The organism is Pantoea sp. SIMBA_079 (assembly GCF_046940275.1).
Lineage (GTDB): Bacteria > Pseudomonadota > Gammaproteobacteria > Enterobacterales > Enterobacteriaceae > Pantoea > Pantoea borealis.
The window spans coordinates 170,080-191,334 of record NZ_JAWRYR010000001.1 but is presented as its reverse complement, the minus strand read 5'-3'; the positions used below and the strand labels follow the sequence as shown (position 1 = coordinate 191,334).

Genomic DNA, 21,255 nt, shown 5'->3' with positions numbered 1-21,255 from the left:
TCCTGTCAGGCGTACAGGAAGGCGAATGCGCGCAGGCATCTGACTTCCCTACGCTGGCATTATCCAGATCAGGTAATACGGGTATTTCTCAGCCTTCACAAAGAAGGGCACCCCGAGTCATGGTGTCTGTTACGACACACCGGCAGCTTAGGGGAAGCGATCGCCGGAAGCAAGCCACAGAGAGCAGAAACATTGATCTGCGCGGTTGCAGAGGCAGACAGACCGCTGGGGTGACCGGTTTATTGATACAGCGCAAGCCGCGATAACGCTGCTGCGTGCTTAATCTGCTGCCGGACCACCCTGCCGGATATCACCATGATGAACCTGCTGCGCCATCTTATTCCGCATGCTCACCGCTGGCATCAGATTACAATCAGCCGCCCCGGCGTTCTGAACCCTGCCGGACGTTACTGCCTGGCCACCTGTATCACCGCACGCTGTCGCGGCTGTGGCGCGCGGCTGCACAAGCTTTACTACCGCGACCTCAGCGATAGCGAAGCACGCCGCTGGCTTGGCTGATTAACGGCAAAAAAAAGCCCCGCAGCAAGGTGCGGGGCGCAGGCCGGATAACAGAATTGAATTTACTGTGCCGGCTGGGTGCGGATCAGATAATCAAAGGCGCTGAGTGACGCTTTAGCGCCCTCGCCGCTGGCGATGATAATCTGCTTATAGGGCACCGTGGTGCAGTCGCCGGCGGCAAACACGCCTTTCAGGCTGGTTTCGCACTTCGCATCGATGATCACTTCACCCATGCGGTTACGCTCTACCGCGCCTTCAAGGAAGCCGGTATTAGGCAGCAGACCAATCTGTACAAAGATGCCGCTCAGCGCCAGCTCGTGCGTGGTCTGCGTGGTGCGATCCAGATACGCCAGGCCGGTGACTTTGCTGCCGTCGCCTTTGACTTCGGTAGTCTGGGCGTTGAGGATCACGTCGACATTTTTCAGGCTGCGCAGTTTATCCTGCAGCACTTTGTCGGCACGCATCTCACCGGCAAATTCCAGCAGCGTAACGTGCTCAACGATACCGGCCAGGTCGATGGCCGCTTCCACGCCGGAGTTACCGCCGCCAATGACCGCGGTGCGCTTGCCTTTAAACAGCGGGCCGTCGCAGTGCGGACAGTAGGTTACCCCTTTGGTACGATACTGATCTTCGCCCGGTACGCCCATGTTGCGCCAGCGCGCGCCGGTGGCGATGATGATGCTGCGTGATTTCAGCACCGCGCCGGAAGCGGTTTCAATAGCGTGCAATCCCCCTTCCTGCGCGGCCGGGATCAGTTTAATCGCGCTCTGCGTGTCAATCACATCCACCGCGTAATCATCGACGTGCGCGCGCAGTGAACCCGCCAGCTTCGCACCTTCTGTTTTGGGTACAGAGATGTAGTTTTCAATATCTACTGTATCCAGTACCTGGCCGCCAAAACGCTCGCCCATCAGACCGGTGCGAATACCTTTACGCGCGGAGTAGATAGCGGCCGCGGCGCCTGCCGGACCACTGCCGATGATCAGGACTTCATAAGCGTCACGCTTGTTCAGCTCCTCTGCCGCACGCTTATCAGCGTTGGTATCTACTTTTCCGACGATTTCAGCCAGGCTCATGCGGCCCTGACCAAACTCTTTGCCGTTAAGGTAGACAGCCGGCACGCCCATGACGTTGCGCTCGGTGATTTCATGCTGGAACACGCCGCCATCGATGGCGGTGTGGCTGATACGCGGGTTAAGCACCGCCATCAGGTTCAGCGCCTGCACCACGTCCGGGCAGTTGTGGCAGGAGAGCGAATAGTACGTTTCAAAGTGCAGATCGGTATCGAGTGAAATAACCTGATCCAGCAGGCTTTGCGCCTCTTTAGAGGGATGTCCACCGGTCTGGAGCAGGGCCAGCACCAGTGACGTAAATTCATGGCCCATTGGCGAACCGGCAAAGCGCGGACCGCTCTGGCTGCCTGGGTTGGTAATCAGAAACGATGGCTTGCGGACCGGACGATCGTTCTCTTCACGGAAGCTGACTTTGTCAGAGAGCGCAGCAATGTCTGCTAACAGCGTACGGATCTCTGCAGATTTAGCGCCCTCATCCAGGGTAGCAATCAACTCAACCGGTTTCGTTAGTTTCTCAAGGTAAGCCTTAAGCTGGGTTTTTAAATTGGTGTCGAGCATAGTGAGTTCCTGTGAAGAAAATCGGGTGCCGCAGCACCCGATAAAAAAGAGACCGAATGGTGTCAGGTAACTTAGATTTTACCAACCAGGTCCAGTGACGGAGCCAGCGTGGCGTCGCCTTCTTTCCATTTAGCCGGGCAGACTTCGCCTGGGTGAGAGGCCACGTACTGGGCGGCTTTCACTTTGCGCAGCAGGTCAGATGCGTCACGGCCAATACCTTCAGCGGTGATTTCGATCGCCTGGATGATGCCTTCCGGGTCAACGATGAAGGTACCGCGATCGGCCAGACCTTCTGCTTCACGCATGATTTCAAAGTTGCGGGTCAGCGCGCCGGTTGGATCGCCGAGCATGGCATACTGGATTTTGCCGATGGTCTCGGAAGAACCGTGCCAGGCTTTGTGGGTAAAGTGCGTGTCAGTAGAAACAGAGTAGATATCTACGCCCAGTTTCTGGAACTCTTCGTAGTGGTCTGCAACGTCACCCAGTTCAGTCGGGCATACGAAGGTGAAGTCAGCCGGGTAGAAGAAGAAAACACTCCATTTACCTTCAACGTCTTTCTCGGTTACGTCGATGAATTCGCCGTTTTTGAACGCTGCGTTTTTGAACGGTTTAATTTTGGTGTTAATGATTGACATAGTGACCTCCGTTAAAAAGATGTGATGCAGGCTACAGTTTTTTCGGGCCAGGTGCTAATACGCAGACGTTATCACTCAGATAAACAAAAGCTATCAATGCAGCGAGACCAGATCCGGTGCGGCTTGCCGCGGCATTCTACACAGAAAAGCGGCGGCGATAACAGGCTTTCTCAGAATGCGGCAAAACTGCTATTTTTTTTACAGGCTGGTGCGTATGACCGCGTGCCATAAGCGATGCTTGCGATTCAGGAGACCCCGCACGTGAATATCCGACCTTTTCAGGAGAGCGACCGTCCGTTTCTGCGCACGCTGTTTCTCGCCGCGCGCCGGCACAGCTGGACATGGCTCAACGGTGATGACTGGCAGCTGGAAGATTTTGATGCGGTGATCCTGGGCGAAACGGTGCTGGTAGCGGAGATAAACGGCGAACGCGCGGGTTTTGCCGGTATTCTGGACAACGATAATTTTCTGCACAGCCTTTACGTTGACCCGGCGCATCAGGCTCAGGGGGTGGGCAGCGCGCTGCTGCAGCAGGTTACGGCACGCTTTACCTCAACCGGCGCGCTGAAATGTCTGGCAGAGAACCGGGCCGCGCTGGCGTTCTACCAGCATCACGGCTGGCAACGTGTCGCCAGCGGTGAAGGCGAACAGGGTACCTATGTGCTGATGCATTATCCGCTGGCGGGACGCGCCAGCGAAACAGCGTAAGCTACACCGCCCGGAAGGCGATGTCGCCCGGGATAATCTCGCCCTGCCAGTAGAGCTGAGCGGCTACGCGCCCCGCCAGCTGGCGATAGAGCGCGGTAAACCCGCTCTCTGGCCGGCGGATCACCGTAGGCGTTCCGTCATCCAGGTCTTCCCGCAGATGAATATGCAGCGGCAGCTGTGCCAGCAGGCGGGTGTGGTAATCCTGCACCAGCCGCTCAGCCCCGCCGGTACCGAAGATTGGCTCGTGATGGCCACATTCACTGCAGATATGCATGCTCATGTTCTCCACCACCCCCAGCACCGGCACCGCCACTTTTTCAAACATCACAATGCCTTTGCGCGCATCCAGCAGCGCAATATCCTGCGGCGTAGTTACCACTACGGCGCCGGTGACCGGTACGCTCTGCGCCAGCGTCAGCTGTATATCCCCGGTGCCGGGCGGCATATCGAGCACCAGATAGTCGAGATCGGGCCACAGCGTCTCGTTGAGCAGCTGCAGCAGCGCCTTGCTCGCCATCGGTCCACGCCACACCATAGCGTTATCGTCCGTGACCAGATAGCCAATGGAGTTGGTGGCAAGCCCGTGCGCCATAATCGGGGCCATGTGCGTGCCGTCAGGCGACGTCGGACGCTCCGCTTCCGTTCCCAGCATGTTCGGGATAGAGGGACCATAGATATCTGCATCCAGCAGGCCCACGCGCGCCCCTTCCGCCGCCAGCGCCAGCGCCATGTTGACCGCCGTGCTCGACTTGCCAACGCCGCCTTTGCCGGAGCTGACCGCAATAATATTTTTCACGCCGTTCACGCCCGGCTGATTTTTTACCCGCTTCAGCGTGGCGATATCGTGACGCAGACGCCAGTCGATAGCGCGTGCCTGCGTCAGACGCAGCAGCTCCGCGCTGACCTGCGCTTTGAGATCCTCAAATGCGCTGTGCCAGACAAACGGCATAACCAGCTCAATATGCAGTTTTTCATCCAGCAGCGCGACGTGCCGCAGCGCTTTCAGCGTGGTGAGATTCTGCTGCAGCGTGGGGTGCGTAAACGCGCTCAGCACGCCGCTGACCGCGGCACGCAACGCTTCAGGTGAATGATAATCCCGGGATTGTGTGCTCATCCCCTCTCCTTATTTCATCATGACGCCAGAATGTAGCGGTATAAGGTCAATCATATCAGAGCCGCGCGGAAAAGAGCGCGACGCGCCTCCTGTGTTTACGCCGGAGGGTGCTTCGGTTACCATCTAACCCCCGATTTTTTATTAACGGAAAGCTACGCAAATCATGACTCAAGTCGCTAAAAAATTACTGGTAACGTGCGCCCTGCCGTACGCAAACGGCTCTATCCATCTTGGTCACATGCTGGAACACATCCAGGCTGATGTATGGGTCCGTTACCAGCGAATGCGTGGCAATCAGGTTTACTTCATCTGCGCAGACGATGCCCACGGCACGCCGATTATGCTGAAAGCGCAGCAGCTGGGCATCACCCCGGAGCAGATGATCGCCGATATGAAGCAGGAGCATGAAACTGACTTCGCCGGTTTTAATATCAGCTATGACAACTATCACTCAACGCATGCCGATGAGAATCGTCAGCTGGCTGAGCTGATCTACACGCGCCTGAATGAAAATGGCTTTATCAAAAAGCGCACCATTTCACAGCTCTACGATCCGGAAAAAGGGATGTTCCTGCCCGATCGTTTTGTGAAGGGCATCTGCCCGAAATGTAAAGCAGCCGATCAGTATGGCGATAACTGCGAAGTGTGCAGCGCCACCTACAGCCCGACGGAGCTGATTGAGCCTAAATCAGTCGTATCAGGCGCAACGCCGGAACTGCGTGACTCCGAGCACTTCTTCTTCGATCTGCCGTCGTTCAGCGAGATGCTGCAGGCGTGGACCCGCTCCGGTGCGCTGCAGGAGCAGGTTGCCAACAAGATGCAGGAGTGGTTTGAGTCGGGACTGCAGCAGTGGGATATCTCCCGCGATGCGCCCTACTTTGGCTTCGAGATCCCGGACGCGCCGGGCAAATATTTCTACGTCTGGCTTGATGCGCCAATCGGGTACATGGGCTCGTTTAAGAACCTGTGCGATAAGCGCGGTGATATCGACTTCAGCGAATTCTGGCAGAAAGATTCCGCGACCGAGCTCTACCACTTTATCGGTAAAGATATCGTCTATTTCCACAGCCTGTTCTGGCCAGCCATGCTGGAAGGCAGCGGTTTCCGCAAGCCGACCAATCTGTTTGTACATGGCTATGTCACGGTAAACGGCGCGAAAATGTCAAAATCGCGCGGCACCTTTATCAAAGCCAGCACCTGGCTGCAGCATCTCGATGCCGACAGCCTGCGCTATTACTACGCGGCCAAGCTCTCTTCGCGCATTGATGACATCGACCTGAATCTGGAAGATTTTGTGCAGCGCGTTAACGCTGACATCGTGAACAAAGTGGTTAACCTTGCCTCGCGCAACGCCGGTTTTATCACCAAACGCTTTAACGGTGAACTGGCTGCTGAACTCGCCGATCCGGCGCTTTATCAGACCTTTGTGGCGGCGTCAGAGAAGATTGGCGAAGCGTGGGCGAACCGTGAATATAACCGCGCCATTCGTGAAATCATGACGCTGGCCGATCTGGCAAACCGCTATGTTGATGAGCAGGCACCGTGGGTGGTGGCGAAACAGGAAGGCCGCGACGCTGACCTGCAGGCGATCTGCTCAATGGGCATCAACCTGTTCCGCGTGCTGATGACCTGGCTGAAGCCGGTACTGCCGTCGCTGAGCGAACGTGCTGAGGCGTTTCTGCAGAGCGAACTGAGCTGGGATGGCATCGCACAGCCGCTGCTGAACCACAGCGTGGCACCGTTCAAAGCGCTCTACGGCCGCATTGAGATGGCAAAAGTGGAAGCGCTGATTGCGGCATCGAAAGAGGATGCGGCGGCAGCCAGTCAACCTGCCGTAAGCGGCCCGCTCGCTGACGCGCCGATTGGCGACACCATCACCATTGATGATTTCGCCAAAGTCGATATGCGCGTGGCGCTGATTGAGCAGGCGGAGCTGGTTGACGGTTCAGACAAGCTGCTGCGCCTGCAGCTCGATCTCGGCGGTGAGAAGCGTCAGATCTTCTCCGGCATTCGTGCGGCTTACCCCGATCCTTCCGTGCTGGTGGGCAAGATGACCATTATCGTGGCCAATCTGGCGCCGCGTAAGATGCGCTTTGGCGTATCGGAAGGTATGGTGCTCTCAGCCGGCCCGGGCGGCAGCGATCTGTTCGTGCTCTCGGTGGACAGTGGCGCACAGCCAGGCATGCCGGTTAAGTAAGCTCTTTTCTTCGTTTACAGCCCTCTTCTTTCCGGAGAGGGCTGATTTTCTGCTTCTGCTCCCTTCGCGATCGCCTCTGTAGCTGATTCTGCAGCGCCAACAGACCTGCCTCTGTGTGACGTCTGGCACGCTAAGCGCGTAATGCGTATGATGTAAAACAGATGACCGGAGCCGGAGATGTCTGACGTGTTAACTGCCTGCTGGCGCTATCTGCGCGCCTTTATGATTATCTATGCCGCGCTCTATGCCGGTATCGCGCTCGCCGCCCTGCTTCCCTTTACTATTCCCGGCAGTATTATCGGTATGCTGCTGCTGTTTTTACTGCTGGGGCTGCAGATCCTGCCGGTTCGCTGGGTAAAACCCGGCTGCCATCTGCTGATCCGCTATATGGCGCTGCTGTTTGTACCGATAAGCGTTGGCGTCATCAGCTATACCGATGTGCTTTCCGCGCAGTTTGGTCCGATTGTGGTCTCCTGCCTCACCAGTACGCTGATGGTGCTGGTGGTGGTGGGTTTTAGCGCTGAACGCCTGCAGCGCCCGAAACAGGAGCAGCCGCATGAGTGATGTCTGGTGGTCCCTGCCGCTGACGCTGGCTGCTTATTTTGTGGCGCGCCGGCTGGCGGCAAAGCTTAAAATCTCGCTGATTAACCCGCTGCTGGTAGCCATGGCCATTATAATTCCGGTGCTGCTGCTGACGCATACCCCCTATACGCGCTATTTTGCCGGCAGCGCACTGCTGAATCAGCTGCTGCAGCCAGCGGTCGTGGCGCTGGCGCTGCCGCTTTATGAGCAGATGCATCAGATCCGTGCACGCTGGAAAACCATCATCAGCGTCTGCTTTATTGGCAGCCTGACCGCCATGGTATCCGGCACTGCGATGGCGCTGTGGCTGGGCGCCACCCCGGAGATCGCTGCGACGCTCTTACCCAAGTCAGTCACCACCCCGATTGCGATGGCGGTCTCTGCCTCGCTGCACGGTATTCCGGCCATCAGCGCTATCTGCGTGCTGATCGCAGGCGTATTTGGTGCCGTCTTCGGGCACATGCTGCTGAACCTGCTGCGCATTCGCAGCAAAGCATCGCGCGGCCTGGCGATTGGCAACGCGTCACACGCGCTGGGCACGGCGCGCGCGGCGGAAATCGACTATCAGGAAGGGGCGTTCAGTTCACTGGCGCTGGTGATCTGCGGCATCATTACCTCGTTACTGGCACCGTTTATCTTTCCGCTGCTGCTGGCGTGGTTTGGCTGAAAGTTTGCGAGAGATCTCGCAAAGTTGAAACAACTCAATCAGCTTACATTGTCATAGCGACATGGATCACATATAACTCAGCAGGCGGCGCCCCGCCGCTGATGAGTTAATGAGGCCTGACACCATGCACCCACGATTCTCTTCCGCTTTCTCCGACCTGCCGACTGCTCTGCAGCAGGCGCTGCAGCCGCTGCTGGACGCGCCCGATTTTCACGGCGTGCTCCGCCCTGATGAGTTGATACAGCTGCAGCAGGTGACCGGACTGGAAGAGGATGAACTGGCGCTGGCGCTCCTGCCGCTCGCCGCCTGCTGTGCGGTTGCGCCGCTCTCCCGCTTTAACGTTGGCGCTATCGCGCGTGGCGTCAGCGGCCACTGGTATTTTGGGGCAAATATGGAGTTTCGCGGCGCCACGATGCAGCAGACGGTGCACGCTGAGCAGAGCGCGATTACCCACGCCTGGCTGCGCGGTGAAACGGCGCTGGCGGCCATCACCGTAAACTACACGCCGTGCGGCCACTGCCGTCAGTTTATGAATGAGCTGAACAGCGGTACGGCAATCCGTATCAGCCTGCCGGGACGCGAAGTGAGCACGCTGGCGCACTACCTGCCCGATGCGTTTGGTCCTGCTGACCTTAATATTGCAGAGCGGCTGATGACGCCGGTTGACCATGCCTTTGCCCCGGCCGGCGATGCGCTGGAGCAGGCGGCCATCAGTGCCGCCAGTCAGAGCCACGCCCCTTACAGCTACAGCTATAGCGGTGTGGCACTGGAGAGCCGCAGCGGCGCAATCTATAGCGGCCGCTATGCGGAAAATGCCGCGTTTAATCCCAGCCTGCCCCCGCTGCAGGCCGCGCTGATCCTGATGAATATGCATCATGAACCGCTGGAGACCATCTGCCGCGCGGCGCTGGCTGAGTCCGCGCAGGGTGCGCTGACGCAGGCGGATGCGACGCGCGCGACGCTTGCCGCGCTTGGCTGCCACGCGCTGACGATTACTTTAGTTTCAAAAACATCCGTTTAGTGATCCTTTTACCGCTTTTGTGACCTGCTGTTAACAAAAGCTGTACATCTGCCGGAATTTTCATAGGATCGGGCGCCAGACCTTTACACTAATCAGATCTGGCGTGAGCTTTTCGTCGCGATACGTCAGCAAACACTGCAACCGGAGCAAACATTGCATGGAACTCGAGTACGAAAGTAAACGTCCGCTCTATATCCCTTATGCGGGTCCGATTCTGCTGGAATTTCCGCTGCTGAATAAAGGCAGCGCTTTCTCACTGGAAGAACGTAACGAATTCAATCTGAATGGTCTGCTGCCGGATGCGGTTGAGACCATTGAAGAGCAGGCGGAACGCGCCTGGCGTCAGTTTCTGGATTTCAAAAACAATAACGACAAGCACGTCTATCTGCGCAATATCCAGGACACCAATGAAACCCTGTTCTACCGCCTGCTGGACAATCATCTGGAAGAGATGATGCCGATTATTTATACCCCAACCGTGGGTGCAGCGTGTGAGCATTTCTCTGAGATCTACCGTCGCGCGCGCGGCGTGTTTATCTCTTACAACAATCGCGATCGCATTGAAGACATGCTGCAGAACGCTACCAAGCAGAATGTGAAGGTCATTGTGGTAACGGATGGCGAGCGTATTCTTGGTCTTGGTGACCTCGGTATCGGCGGCATGGGTATTCCGATTGGTAAGCTGTCGCTCTATACCGCCTGCGGCGGCATTAGTCCGGCCTACACCCTGCCGGTGGTGCTGGATGTCGGCACGAATAACCCGCAGCTGCTCAACGATCCGCTCTATATGGGCTGGCGTCATCCGCGCATTACCGGCGAAGAGTATGAGTCGTTTGTGAATGAATTTATTCAGGCGGTGAAACGTCGCTGGCCAAACGTCCTGCTGCAGTTTGAAGATTTTGCACAGAAGAACGCCATGCCGCTGCTGCAGCGCTATCGCGATGAAATCTGCTGCTTCAACGATGATATTCAGGGCACCGCAGCCGTTACCGTAGGCACACTGATTGCCGCCAGTCGCGCTGCAGGCAGCCGCCTGTGCGAGCAGAAAGTGGTCTTCCTCGGCGCCGGTTCTGCAGGCTGCGGTATTGCTGAACAGATCATTGCGCAGATGAAATCTGAAGGACTGAGCGATGAGGAAGCGCGTTCGCGGGTCATGATGGTTGACCGCTTTGGTCTGCTCACCGACAAGCTGCCAAACCTGCTCGATTTCCAGAGCAAACTGGTGCAAAAAAGTGACAATCTGAAAGCGTGGGACGTCACCAGCGATACGATTTCGCTGCTGGATGTGGTACGCAACGCACAACCCGATATTCTGATCGGCGTATCGGGCCAGCCAGGCCTGTTCACCGAAGAGATCATTCGCGAGATGCACAAGCACTGCAAACGCCCTATCGTGATGCCGCTCTCTAACCCGACGTCACGCGTGGAAGCGACGCCGGCAGACATCATCGCCTGGACCGACGGCGCCGCGCTGGTTGCAACCGGCAGCCCGTTCTCACCGGTAACCTGGAAAGGCAAAACCTATCCGATTGCCCAGTGCAATAACTCCTATATCTTCCCGGGTATCGGCCTGGGCGTGATTGCCGCAGGCGCAACGCGCGTGACCGACTCCATGCTGATGACGGCCAGCCGCGCGCTGGCTGACTGCTCGCCGCTGGTTAACGACGGCGAAGGCCCGGTACTGCCGGAGATCAAAGATATCCAGGGCGTCTCCAAACTGATTGCGATGGAAGTCGGCAAAGCAGCACAGCTGGCTGGCGTTGCCGTGGTGACGTCGGAGGATGTGCTTTCTAAAGCAGTTCACAACAACTTCTGGCTGCCACAGTATCGTCACTATCGCCGTACCTCTATCTGATGTATAGCGTGCCGGATTTCGATCCGGCACTGCCGAAAAAAACATCAGCCAGCCGGGGTGAGCTTGCTTAGCTGCCCCGGCTCAAGTAGCCTTGAAGCACCCTGAATCCTGCCTGTTGAGTTGCCGCGCGCATGCTGAAACGCGTTTTCTTTGCTCTGATCATCATCATCTTAGCGATGGTGGCGACCGCGCTTGGCTTTGATCGCTGGATCAGCTGGAAAACCGCGCCGTTTATCTATGAAGATGTTGCCTCGCTGCCGCATCGTCAGGTTGGCGTGGTACTGGGCACTGCGAAATATTATCGCGCCGGCGTTATCAATCAGTATTACCTCTATCGCATGCAGGGCGCGCTTAACGCCTATAACAGCGGCAAAGTTAACTACCTGCTCCTGAGCGGCGACAACGCTCAGCAGAGCTATAACGAGCCTGCCACTATGCGGCGCGACCTGATTAAAGCCGGCGTTGATCCGTCTGATATCGTGCTGGATTATGCCGGTTTTCGTACGCTCGATTCGATTGTGCGCACGCGTAAGGTGTTTGATACCAACGACTTTATTATCATTACCCAGCGCTTTCACTGCGAACGTGCGCTCTACATTGCGCTGCACCTTGGCATTCAGGCACAGTGCTATGCCGTACCCTCACCGAAAAATATGTTGTCAGTGCGCGCACGCGAAGTCGGTGCCCGGCTGGGCGCGATGGCCGATCTCTATCTGATGAAGCGCGAGCCGCGTTTTCTCGGACCGCTGGTGCCGATTCCGGCAGTGCATACGGTGCCGGAAGATGCGCAGAGCTACCCGGCGGTCACGCCTGAGCAGCTGCTGGAGCTGGAAGAGAAGCTGCGTAAATAGCGTCTGCTGAGGTAAGCGGCAGGCCGCCGGCCATAAAAAAAGGCTGCGTCAGCGCAGCCTTTTTTCGTTATGTCAGTGTTATTTCTTACGCGAATACTTCAGGGAATCCAGCGCCACCGCGAAGATGATGATGCCGCCCTTGATGATGTACTGCCAGTAAGGGTTAACGCCAATGTAGGTCAGGCCGTAGTTGATCACGGTGAAGATAATCACCCCGGTCACCACGCCTGCAACCGTGCCCACGCCGCCGGCGAAGGAGACACCACCCACCACGCAGGCAGCAATCGCATCCAGCTCATACATAAAGCCGAGGTTGTTAGTGGCGCTGCCGATACGGCCCGCTTCCAGCAGACCGCCAAACGCGTAGAACACGCCTGACAGGGCATAGACCAGAATCAGGTTAAACGGTACGTTGACGCCTGAGACCTTTGCCGCTTCCGGGTTACCACCGATTGCGAAAATGTTTTTGCCGAAGCGGGTTTTGTTCCACAGGATCCAGACAAACACGATAGCGATAATGGCGTAGAAGGTAATGAACGAGAGCTTGAAATCACCAAAGCGCAGGAAACCCTGGGTAAAGGTGGAGAAGCCCGCGTCAAAACCCGCAATTGGCGAAGCACCGACAAAATCGTAGTAGAGCGAGTTAATGCCATACACGATGATCATCGTACCCAGCGTGGTAATAAACGGCGTTACCTTGAGGTAAGCGATGATTACGCCGTTAACCAGGCCAATCACGCCGCCAATAATGCACACCACCAGAATCACCAGCGGAATCGGCATGGTTTCCAGATGCGGGAAAACCTTGTTCGCGTTATCCATCGACTGCAGCAGCGTCGCCGCCACTACCGCCGCCAGTCCCACCTGCCGTCCGGCAGAGAGGTCGGTACCCTGAGTCACAATCAGCCCGGCCACGCCCAGCGCGATAATAATACGCACCGACGATTGCGTCAGGATGTTACTCAGGTTCATTAAACTTAAAAACGTCGGATCCTGGAAAATAATAATCGCCAGCAGAACAAACAGGACGACGTAAATACCGCCCTCTTTTAACCAGGTTAGCGCATTCTTTTTAGTGGTCGCTTTCATTTTAAAGCCCTTGCTTCATTAAAGGTGTAATGACGCTAAACGCAGGATTTCATTCTGCGAGGTCGTTTTTGTATCGACAATACCGGCTACCTGACCGTTACTCATGACCAGAATACGATCGGTTATACCCAGCAGCTCTGGCATTTCAGAGGAAATAATAATAATGCCCTTCTCTTTTTTGGCTAATTCTGAAATCAGCTGATAAATTTCAAATTTTGCCCCCACGTCAATACCGCGTGTAGGTTCATCAAGCATTAATATTTCCGGCTGCGTTAACAGCCAGCGACCAATAATCACTTTCTGCTGGTTACCGCCAGAAAGCGATCCGATTTGCGTATGGTGCCCTGGCGTTTTTACCCGCATGGAGTCAATAACCCATTGGGTGTCACTCTTCATGCGTTTATTATCGAGCAGGCCGATACTGGATTTATATTTTTTAATATTGGAGATAAGCGAGTTAAAACCGATATCGAGATAGGCGTAGATCCCCGTAGAACGACGTTCTTCTGTGACCAGCGCAAACCCGTGGTTAATCGCCTCATTCGCACTATGGTTGTTGATCGCTTTGCCATGCAGCCGGATAGTCCCGCCCGATTTTTCACGAATACCAAACAGCGTCTCCACGATATCAGTACGTTTCGCACCGACCAGCCCGGCGATTCCGAGGATCTCCCCTTTATGCAGGTCAAATGAGATATCGCGAATCGAAGGCTGCCGCAGTGAAGTCAGGTTGCGGACTTCAAGAATCACCTCGCCCGGCACGTTGCTCTTATCCGGGAAACGCTGGTTAAGCGAACGGCCTACCATCATGGCGATGATCTTATCCATATCCAGCCCTTCCAGCGACTGGGTGGCGATCCACTGCCCGTCGCGCAGAATGGTGATCTCATCGCACAGCTGAAAGATTTCTTCCATTTTATGGGAAATATAGACAATACCGCAGCCGCGATCTTTCAGTTTACGGATAATAGTAAACAGATGGTTAACTTCTTTCTCCGTCAGCGAAGAGGTCGGTTCATCCATAATGACAATTTTGGCGTCATAAGAGAACGCTTTGGCAATTTCAATCATCTGCATTTGCGAGACAGACAGATTCGCCACTTTATCGCGCGGATCGATATCGATATCGAGTTCATCAAAAATCGCTTTAGTATCGCGATACATTTTGTCCTGATCGACAAACGGCCCTTTACGCGGGTAGCGGCCCAGCCACATATTATCCATCACGCTGCGCTGCAGCACGAGGTTTAATTCCTGATGCACCATTGAGACGCCATTTTCCAGCGCTTCTTTGGAGCTTTTATAGTCAATCTCCTGGCCCTGAAAAAGAATACTCCCCGTATCTTTTTTATAGATGCCAAATAAGCACTTTAATAATGTCGATTTTCCGGCGCCGTTTTCACCCATTAAGGCATGGACGGAGTGCGGCCGCACTTTCAAATTCACATTATCTAAGGCTTTCACCCCTGGAAATGATTTCGAGACATTCGTCATCTCCAGCAGATATTCACGCTGTGTGGTCGGATTCTCACTGGCCATAATTTACCTGGCTAAAAAAAGCGTATGCAGATGCAATAAGGCGCGGCAAATTGCCGCGCCCGGAATGGATTACTTCACAAACTGAGAGAGGTTCTCTTTATCCACGGCAACATACGGCACGCGAACGACTTTGTCTTCCATCTTGAAATTCGTTCCCGCGGTTGGCTCTTTGCCATCTGCCAGGTTCTTCGCAATATCCAGCGTGGCTTTTGCCTGGTTTTCCGCATCGTTCAGCACGGTACCCGCCATGGCGCCCGATTTCACCAGCGCCAGCGCTTCTGGCAGCGCATCGACACCAAACACCGGAATGCTTGATTTGTTGTGTGCTTTCAGTGCTTCAACCGCCCCCATCGCCATCGCATCATTGTTAGCGATGATCACTTCAATTTTGTTGGCATTCGGACCAGACAGCCACGCATCTACTTTATCTTTCGCCTGTGCGGTATCCCACATCGCGGTATCCATCGCCAGCTGCTGCGTTTTGATGCCATCTTTGTTCAGCGTGTCGATAACATATTTGGTACGCGCTTCAGCATCCGGATGGCCTGGCTCGCCTTTCAGCAGTACAAACTGAATCTGTCCATCTTTGTTCAGATCCCATGCCGGCGTCGATTTCCAGTGCTTCTCAATCAGCTCACCCTGCTTGATACCTGACTCTTTGGAATCTGTACCGACATAGTATGCCTTTGGATAGCTGGCCAGCACTTTAGCGTTAGGCTCTTTGTTGAAAAACACAATCGGTACGTCATTGGCTTTGGCTTTATCAATTACCACGGCCGCTGCCGCCGGATCCACCAGGTTAATTGCCAGCGCTTTCACGCCTTTGGCCATCAGCACGTCAATCTGGTCATTCTGTTTGGACTGGTCATTCTGTGAGTCATTCATCAGCAGCTGAATGCCGCCCAGCGCTTTGGACTCTTTCTCAATATCCTTGCGCACCATTGACATGAAGTTGTCGTCATATTTGTAAATGGTCACGCCAATGCGGGTATCGGCGGCGTGCGCAGTTGCACCAAACATCATGCTGGCAACCAGTGCTGTGAGCGTGAAAACCTTCTTATTCATGGTATCTCCGGTTTTAATTATGCAGGGTATTTCCTGCGCCATGCTGCCTGCGGGCGGCGAGCGCAGTCGGTTGAAACGCTATCATTCTGGAGCAGGCGCTGGCATTGGCCGGACCGCTCTCCCTATCCTGACTTCCCTGTACGTAACCGCTTCCTGAAGAGTGTTGTGAATCATTTCAACCGGCTACTGAAACCTGTCCGGAGGGGCGTGACCCGGCGTTTCATGATGTTTCAGTCCGGTAAGACGCTGCCATCATAGTGAGCGGTCTGGTAATTAACTGTGAATGTAATCACATATTGGAAACGGTTACATGGCGCTATCGCCTGGATTAGTGATCGACTCCACAATTTGCCGCTGGGCCACTGAGTGACGCCGCACCAGCGTGGGCATAAAGCAGTGTGACGCCTGAGGATCCAGCTCGCCGGCTGCGCCTTTCAGCGCCAGTTCTGTGGCGAGTTTTGCCATAGAAACAATAGGATAGCGTACAGTTGTCAGCTGGGGATCGGTGTAACGGGAAATGGGAATATCATCAAAGCCAATGACAGAAAAATGCTGTGGCACCTGAATGCCGTTATCTTTCAGCGCCGTCAGGGCGCCAGCTGCCATGCCATCGTTATAGGAAAAAACGGCGGTCAAATGCAGATTACGTCCGAGCAGCTCTACCATAGCGGCTTCACCGCCCTGCATATCGGGTTCAGCATGGGCGATCCACGCTTCCGGTGGCTGAATGCCCTGCTCTGCCAGGGCCTGCAGCCAGCCATCGCGGCGCTGCGTGACATCCTCAATCGGATGGCTGGAACTGAGGTAGCCAATACGCTGATGTCCCTGCTGCAGCAGCATGCGGGTGGCAACCTGCGCACCGGTTACATTATCAAGACAGACACAGCGGTGTTCATAACCGCGGATGACGCGGTTAACCAGCACCATGCCTGGTACCTGATCCATAAACTGCGTGAGTTCAGCGTCTGAAAGCGTTTTCGCATGTACCACCAGCGCATTGCAGCGCTGACGGATCAGCACCTCAATGGCATGCCGCTCTTTATCTTCCTGATGCCAGGAGTTACTGATGAGAACGTGCTTGTGCACGCGCTGTGCCACGGTATCCACCGCTTTCACCAGCGCACCAAAAAAGGGATCGGAAACATCCATAACGACGACACCGATCGTGTCGCTGACCTGGGTGGCAAGCGCCTGGGCGTTGGCATTCGGACGATAGCCCAGCGATTCCACCGCCTGGAGCACGGCGTCGCGGGTATCAGAGGTGACTGCACTGCTGTTGTTGAGCACGCGCGACACGGTGGCAACAGATACTCCGGCCAGTCGGGCGACATCACGAATCGTTATCATGCAGCGGTTCCACAAAGGCTGAAAGGCGCGACGGGCGCGTAATAACGCTATTTTGTCAGGCCACAGGCTTCAGCTACGTGAAACAGCTCACACCAATGAAAACGGTTACATTGCTTTATGTGATCTTTGTGATGCAGGTCATTATCTGACAGGCGGCGATGCGGTGCCTGATGCACACAGGCGCTGCGTCAGCCAGCGCCACAGCCACTCCAGCGGCCCCTGACGAAAATAGCGCAGCCAGAGCGCTGAGAAGAGCAGATTCATTGCCCAGATAACGGGCACCAGCGCCAGCAGCTGCAGGCGGTCAAAGCGCAGGAACAGATCAAAGCGGTAGAACAGTGTGGTACAGATCAGCGTCTGTAACAGGTAGTTGCTCAGCGCCATTCGCCCTACTCCCTGAATCAGCCTGCACAGCCGGCTACGCGCCAGCGCAGGCCAGAAGCCGAGACAGAGCGCCGCATAGCCGAGGCTGATAAAAGGAGCAGCCAGGTCGCGCGGCACCTGCAGATAAAAGCTGGTCCAGCGCTGTGCCCAGTGCACCTGCCACTGCGCAGCGATACCCGGCACCGCGATCAGCCAGCCGGTGGTCAGCAGCAGCAGTGCAGCGCGCCGGTAGTGCTGCAGGCTGAACGCACCGGTCAGCCAGCCGCAGCGCAGCAGCGCGGCACCCATCAGCATCAGTCCCGCCAGCTGCCAGCCATACTGAGATGCCAGCGCCATCAGACCGGATGCAAGCAGATCGAGCCGGTTGCGCACCGCTTCCCAGCCGCCCACCAGCTTCCAGTAACTTTCATACTCCAGCGCGGCGGCACCGGGCTGCCAGCCGCTGCTGCTCTGATTACCGGAGATCGCGCCGAAGATAAGCAGTACCGCACAGCCCACCAGATAGAGCAGTACGCCGGTCTGAAACAGCGCACGCTCAGAGGGCACCTCACGCAGCAGGCGCCAGATAATCAGGCCGATGAGCCCGTAGTCCAGCAGAATGTCTCCTTCCCAGAAGAAGACGCCGTGAATAAACCCGATAAACACCAGCAGCGTCAGCCGGGTGGAGATCCAGCGCTTGCCGCGCGGGATCTGCATGGCCAGTCCGGCGCCAAACAGCAGTGCAAACAGCGTAAGGAATTTCAGCTGTGCCAGCCCATCCAGCACCGCCCAGGTCCAGGCATCCTGCGGCGCAACGCTGCCCTGCCAGGCAGGGTTAAGATAGGCGGCTGACGGCAGGCCAAAGCCGGTGATATTGAGCAGCAAAATGCCCAGCACCGCGCATCCGCGAATAAAATCCAGCGCCTGATAGCGTTGCATTGCTGCCCTCAGCCATTAAAAAAGGCGGCACCGGGGCCGCCTGGGGATCAGATATGACGTACCGCGCGCAGAAATTCCTGACGTGTATTCTGGCTCGATTTAAACAGTCCGCCCAGCGAGGTGGTCGTGGTTGCGCTGGTCGCATCTTTCACGCCGCGCGCTTTCACACAGTAGTGGACGGCATCAATCGATACCGCCACGTTAGTGGTACCAAGCAGCGTCTGCAGCGCCACCAGCACCTGCTGCGTCAGCCGCTCCTGCACCTGCGGGCGCTGGGCGAAAAACTGCACGATACGGTTAATTTTTGACAGGCCGATCACTTTGTCTTTGGGAATGTAGGCCACCGTCGCCTTGCCATCGATGATCACAAAATGGTGTTCACAGGTGCTGGTCAGCGTGATATCGCGCACCGTCACCATCTCATCCACTTTCATTTTGTTTTCAATCACCGTGATCTTCGGGAAGTTGGCGTAGTCGAGGCCTGAAAAAATCTCATCCACATACATTTTTGCGATGCGATGCGGCGTCTCCATCAGGCTGTCATCTTCCAGGTCCAGATTCAGCAGCTGCATGATTTGCGTCATGTGACCGGCAATTTCACGCTTGCGCGTTTCGCTATCCATTTCGCGCACCGGGGCGCGTAACGGCGTTTCCAGACCGCGCGCCAGCAGCGCTTCATGAACCAGGGCGGCTTCCTGACTTAAGGTGCTCATCGTTTTCATTCTCCGGCAGGTGATGCGCCCGCGAGAACATGGCCCGCGGGGGAAATTCTGAGCGCGTATTGTGAAACACAACGCAGGCTTAATCCAGCAATCAATCTGATTGGAAATCAGCGGGTGTATCACCCTGACGCTATAAGGCACGAAAAGGCGGCTGTGACTGTCGCTAACACTACACTTATCAGCAGCACGCCTGGCTAAACTGTAAAAGAGCAGCCATAACGCACTTGCCAGCGGCTGACGGGCGGTTTAGACTCACGAAATATGAATAACATCACACTTGTTGTTTACGGGATGAGAATATGGATTTAGTTCAGCTGCGAATGTTCTGCTGTGTGGCCGATACCGGTTCCCTGGCGCGCGCCGCTGAACAGCTGCATCGCGTGCCTTCTAATCTCACTACGCGCCTGCGCCAGCTGGAAGAGGAGATCGGGGTTGATCTGTTTATCCGCGAGAAGCAGCGCATGCGTTTATCACCGATGGGGCATAATTTTCTCAACTATGCCCGCCGTATTCTGGCACTGAGCGATGAGGCGCTGAATATTGCCCGCGCCGGTGAGCCTGGCGGCAACTTTGCCTTTGGCTCCATGGAGAGCACGGCGGCTACCCGCCTGCCGGCCCTGCTGGCCGCCTATCATCAGCGCTATCCGGCGGTGGCACTCTCTCTGGTGACCGGTACTTCGGGCGATATCATCGATAAAGTGCGCGCCGGCACGCTGGCGGCGGCGCTGGTTGATGGCCCTGCGCCCTATGATGACCTGAACGGCTGTATCGCTTTCAGCGAGGAGATGGTGCTGATATCCAGTCCTGAACACCCGCCGATCCTCAGCGCACGTGATACGCAACAGGATACGCTGTTTGCCTTTGGCAACAGCTGTTCCTATCGCACCCGGCTGGAGAGCTGGTACCGCGACAGTCAGAGCGCACCGCGCAACGTCATGGAGATCCAGTCCTATCACGCTATGGTTGCCTGCGTAGCGGGCGGCGGCGGCGTGGCGATGCTGCCCGCCTCCGTGCTGGCGCAGATGCCGGCGCGCGAGCGGGTACAGGAGCACGCGCTGCCGCCGCTCTATCGCGATACCGCTACCTGGCTGATGTGGCGACGCGACGCGTTTACGCCGAACGTTGAGGCGCTGAAATACCTGATTATCGATATGTTTGACGACCGGCCACAACACGACGGGCTGCTGCATCCGCTGCCGGACAGCGAGCAGACGCCGCTCAAATAAGTAATGACCACCAGGGCCACTGGCCCGCATCTACCGCAAGAGGGATTGCATGAATATGATTAAAACCCGCGCCGCCGTTGCCTGGGCACCTGGCGAGCCGCTGAAAATTGAAGAAGTGGATCTGATGCCGCCGCAGAAAGGCGAAGTTCTGGTACGCATTGTTGCTACCGGTGTCTGCCATACTGATGCCTATACGCTCTCCGGTAAAGATCCTGAAGGCGTCTTCCCGGCTATTCTTGGTCATGAAGGTGGCGGTGTAGTGGAAGCGGTAGGCGAAGGGGTTACCAGCGTGGCGGTGGGCGATCACGTTATCCCGCTCTACACCCCGGAGTGCGGCAAATGTAAATTCTGCCTCTCCGGTAAAACCAATCTGTGTCAGGCGATCCGCGCTACCCAGGGCAAAGGACTGATGCCGGATGGCACCACGCGTTTCTTTAAAGATGGCCAGCCGATTTTCCACTATATGGGTACCTCAACCTTCTCGGAGTACACCGTCGTACCGGAAATCTCGCTGGCCAAAATCAGCAAAGAGGCACCGCTGGAAGAAGTGTGCCTGTTAGGCTGCGGCGTGACCACCGGGATGGGCGCTGTCATGAACACCGCAAAAGTCAAAGCGGGCGACACCGTAGCAATCTTTGGCCTTGGCGGCATTGGCCTCTCGGCGATCATCGGTGCGCAGATGGCGAAAGCGGGCCGCATTATTGCTATCGATATCAATACCAGCAAGTTTGATCTAGCCCGCAAGCTGGGTGCCACCGACCTGATTAACCCGAAAGATTATGACAAGCCTATTCAGGATGTCATCGTTGAGCTGACCGATGGCGGCGTCGATTTCTCCTTTGAGTGCATCGGTAACGTCAACGTCATGCGCTCGGCGCTGGAGTGCTGCCATAAAGGCTGGGGTGAGTCGGTTATCATCGGCGTGGCCGGTGCCGGTGAGGAGATCTCCACCCGTCCGTTCCAGCTGGTCACGGGTCGCGTCTGGCGGGGTTCCGCGTTTGGTGGTGTGAAAGGCCGCAGCCAGCTGCCGGGTATCGTACAGGATTATCTGGATGGCAAGTTCGCGCTGAACGATTTCATCACCCATACCATGGGGCTGGATGAGATCAACGACGCTTTTGATCTGATGCACGAAGGAAAATCGATTCGCTCTGTGGTGCATTTCAACAAATAACCGGAGGCGTT

The 21,255-nt window shown here is 56.1% G+C and carries 19 protein-coding genes and 1 riboswitch; of the genes, 10 read left to right on the top strand and 9 right to left on the bottom strand.

Going from position 1 to position 21,255, the window contains the following annotated elements:
• Window positions 1-28 precede the first annotated feature (28 nt).
• A riboswitch (TPP riboswitch) is annotated at window positions 29-125 on the bottom strand.
• A gap of 190 nt (window positions 126-315) precedes the next feature.
• A complete protein-coding gene (locus tag SB719_RS00885; protein ID WP_314686243.1) occupies window positions 316-519 on the top strand; it encodes a hypothetical protein in 204 nt (67 codons plus the stop codon).
• 62 nt (window positions 520-581) lie between these two features.
• Here SB719_RS00885 and ahpF read toward each other — a convergent pair whose 3' ends face one another.
• Both ahpF and ahpC read right to left on the bottom strand, forming a co-directional pair.
• Window positions 582-2,150, bottom strand: coding sequence for an alkyl hydroperoxide reductase subunit F (gene ahpF / locus SB719_RS00880; RefSeq protein ID WP_065648895.1), 1,569 nt, complete (start codon window positions 2,148-2,150; stop codon window positions 582-584).
• Window positions 2,151-2,221: 71 nt separating this feature from the next.
• Window positions 2,222-2,785: an alkyl hydroperoxide reductase subunit C gene (gene ahpC, locus SB719_RS00875; protein WP_065648894.1), complete on the bottom strand. Its 564-nt coding sequence runs from the start codon at window positions 2,783-2,785 to the stop codon at window positions 2,222-2,224.
• Between the two features lie 261 nt (window positions 2,786-3,046).
• On the opposite strand from ahpC, the gene SB719_RS00870 reads away from it, so the two are divergent.
• A complete protein-coding gene (locus tag SB719_RS00870; RefSeq protein WP_065650442.1) occupies window positions 3,047-3,493 on the top strand; it encodes a GNAT family N-acetyltransferase in 447 nt (148 codons plus the stop codon).
• A 1-nt stretch (window position 3,494) separates the two neighbouring features.
• On the opposite strand, the gene apbC is transcribed toward SB719_RS00870, so the two are convergent.
• The gene (gene apbC, locus SB719_RS00865) at window positions 3,495-4,607 is read right to left on the bottom strand and encodes an iron-sulfur cluster carrier protein ApbC (protein WP_065648893.1); all 1,113 of its coding nucleotides are present in this window, start codon (window positions 4,605-4,607) and stop codon (window positions 3,495-3,497) included.
• A gap of 163 nt (window positions 4,608-4,770) precedes the next feature.
• Here apbC and metG point away from each other — a divergent pair, with 163 nt between their 5' ends.
• The 6 genes from metG (at window position 4,771) to sanA (ending at window position 11,780) form a co-directional block, all read left to right on the top strand.
• Entirely contained in the window at window positions 4,771-6,804 is a 2,034-nt protein-coding gene (metG, locus tag SB719_RS00860; RefSeq protein ID WP_304233204.1) for a methionine--tRNA ligase, read from the top strand.
• Between the two features lie 177 nt (window positions 6,805-6,981).
• Complete coding sequence (locus tag SB719_RS00855; RefSeq protein WP_039385425.1) at window positions 6,982-7,368, top strand: CidA/LrgA family protein; 387 nt, start codon at window positions 6,982-6,984, stop codon at window positions 7,366-7,368.
• Window positions 7,361-8,053, top strand: a complete 693-nt coding sequence (locus SB719_RS00850; protein WP_065648890.1) for a CidB/LrgB family autolysis modulator — start codon at window positions 7,361-7,363, stop codon at window positions 8,051-8,053. Before SB719_RS00855 ends, SB719_RS00850 begins: the two co-directional genes overlap by 8 nt.
• A 124-nt stretch (window positions 8,054-8,177) precedes the next feature.
• Window positions 8,178-9,074, top strand: a complete 897-nt coding sequence (cdd, locus tag SB719_RS00845; RefSeq protein WP_304233209.1) for a cytidine deaminase — start codon at window positions 8,178-8,180, stop codon at window positions 9,072-9,074.
• A gap of 157 nt (window positions 9,075-9,231) precedes the next feature.
• Window positions 9,232-10,929 carry an NAD-dependent malic enzyme gene (locus tag SB719_RS00840; protein WP_065648888.1) on the top strand — a complete coding sequence of 566 codons (1,698 nt, stop codon included), beginning with the start codon at window positions 9,232-9,234 and terminating at the stop codon, window positions 10,927-10,929.
• 131 nt (window positions 10,930-11,060) lie between these two features.
• Entirely contained in the window at window positions 11,061-11,780 is a 720-nt protein-coding gene (gene sanA / locus SB719_RS00835) for an outer membrane permeability protein SanA (protein ID WP_065648887.1), read from the top strand.
• A gap of 78 nt (window positions 11,781-11,858) precedes the next feature.
• On the opposite strand, the gene mglC is transcribed toward sanA, so the two are convergent.
• The 6 genes from mglC to folE form a co-directional block, all read right to left on the bottom strand.
• The gene (gene mglC / locus SB719_RS00830; RefSeq protein ID WP_039385433.1) at window positions 11,859-12,869 is read right to left on the bottom strand and encodes a galactose/methyl galactoside ABC transporter permease MglC; all 1,011 of its coding nucleotides are present in this window, start codon (window positions 12,867-12,869) and stop codon (window positions 11,859-11,861) included.
• 18 nt (window positions 12,870-12,887) lie between these two features.
• Window positions 12,888-14,408 (bottom strand): galactose/methyl galactoside ABC transporter ATP-binding protein MglA, encoded by a 1,521-nt coding sequence (gene mglA, locus SB719_RS00825; protein WP_071668024.1) that lies wholly within the window; start codon window positions 14,406-14,408, stop codon window positions 12,888-12,890.
• A 69-nt stretch (window positions 14,409-14,477) separates the two neighbouring features.
• Window positions 14,478-15,473 (bottom strand): galactose/glucose ABC transporter substrate-binding protein MglB, encoded by a 996-nt coding sequence (gene mglB, locus SB719_RS00820; protein WP_065648885.1) that lies wholly within the window; start codon window positions 15,471-15,473, stop codon window positions 14,478-14,480.
• Window positions 15,474-15,779: 306 nt separating this feature from the next.
• Window positions 15,780-16,820, bottom strand: coding sequence for an HTH-type transcriptional regulator GalS (galS, locus tag SB719_RS00815; protein ID WP_065648884.1), 1,041 nt, complete (start codon window positions 16,818-16,820; stop codon window positions 15,780-15,782).
• A 141-nt stretch (window positions 16,821-16,961) separates the two neighbouring features.
• Window positions 16,962-18,122, bottom strand: coding sequence for a DUF418 domain-containing protein YeiB (gene yeiB, locus SB719_RS00810; protein ID WP_293004794.1), 1,161 nt, complete (start codon window positions 18,120-18,122; stop codon window positions 16,962-16,964).
• A gap of 47 nt (window positions 18,123-18,169) precedes the next feature.
• Window positions 18,170-18,835 (bottom strand): GTP cyclohydrolase I FolE, encoded by a 666-nt coding sequence (folE, locus tag SB719_RS00805; protein ID WP_039385439.1) that lies wholly within the window; start codon window positions 18,833-18,835, stop codon window positions 18,170-18,172.
• A gap of 308 nt (window positions 18,836-19,143) precedes the next feature.
• Between folE and ptrR the strand changes: the two genes are divergently transcribed.
• Window positions 19,144-20,070, top strand: coding sequence for a putrescine utilization regulator PtrR (ptrR, locus tag SB719_RS00800; protein WP_292976394.1), 927 nt, complete (start codon window positions 19,144-19,146; stop codon window positions 20,068-20,070).
• Between the two features lie 49 nt (window positions 20,071-20,119).
• Complete coding sequence (locus tag SB719_RS00795) at window positions 20,120-21,244, top strand: S-(hydroxymethyl)glutathione dehydrogenase/class III alcohol dehydrogenase (RefSeq protein WP_065648881.1); 1,125 nt, start codon at window positions 20,120-20,122, stop codon at window positions 21,242-21,244.
• Window positions 21,245-21,255 lie beyond the last annotated feature (11 nt).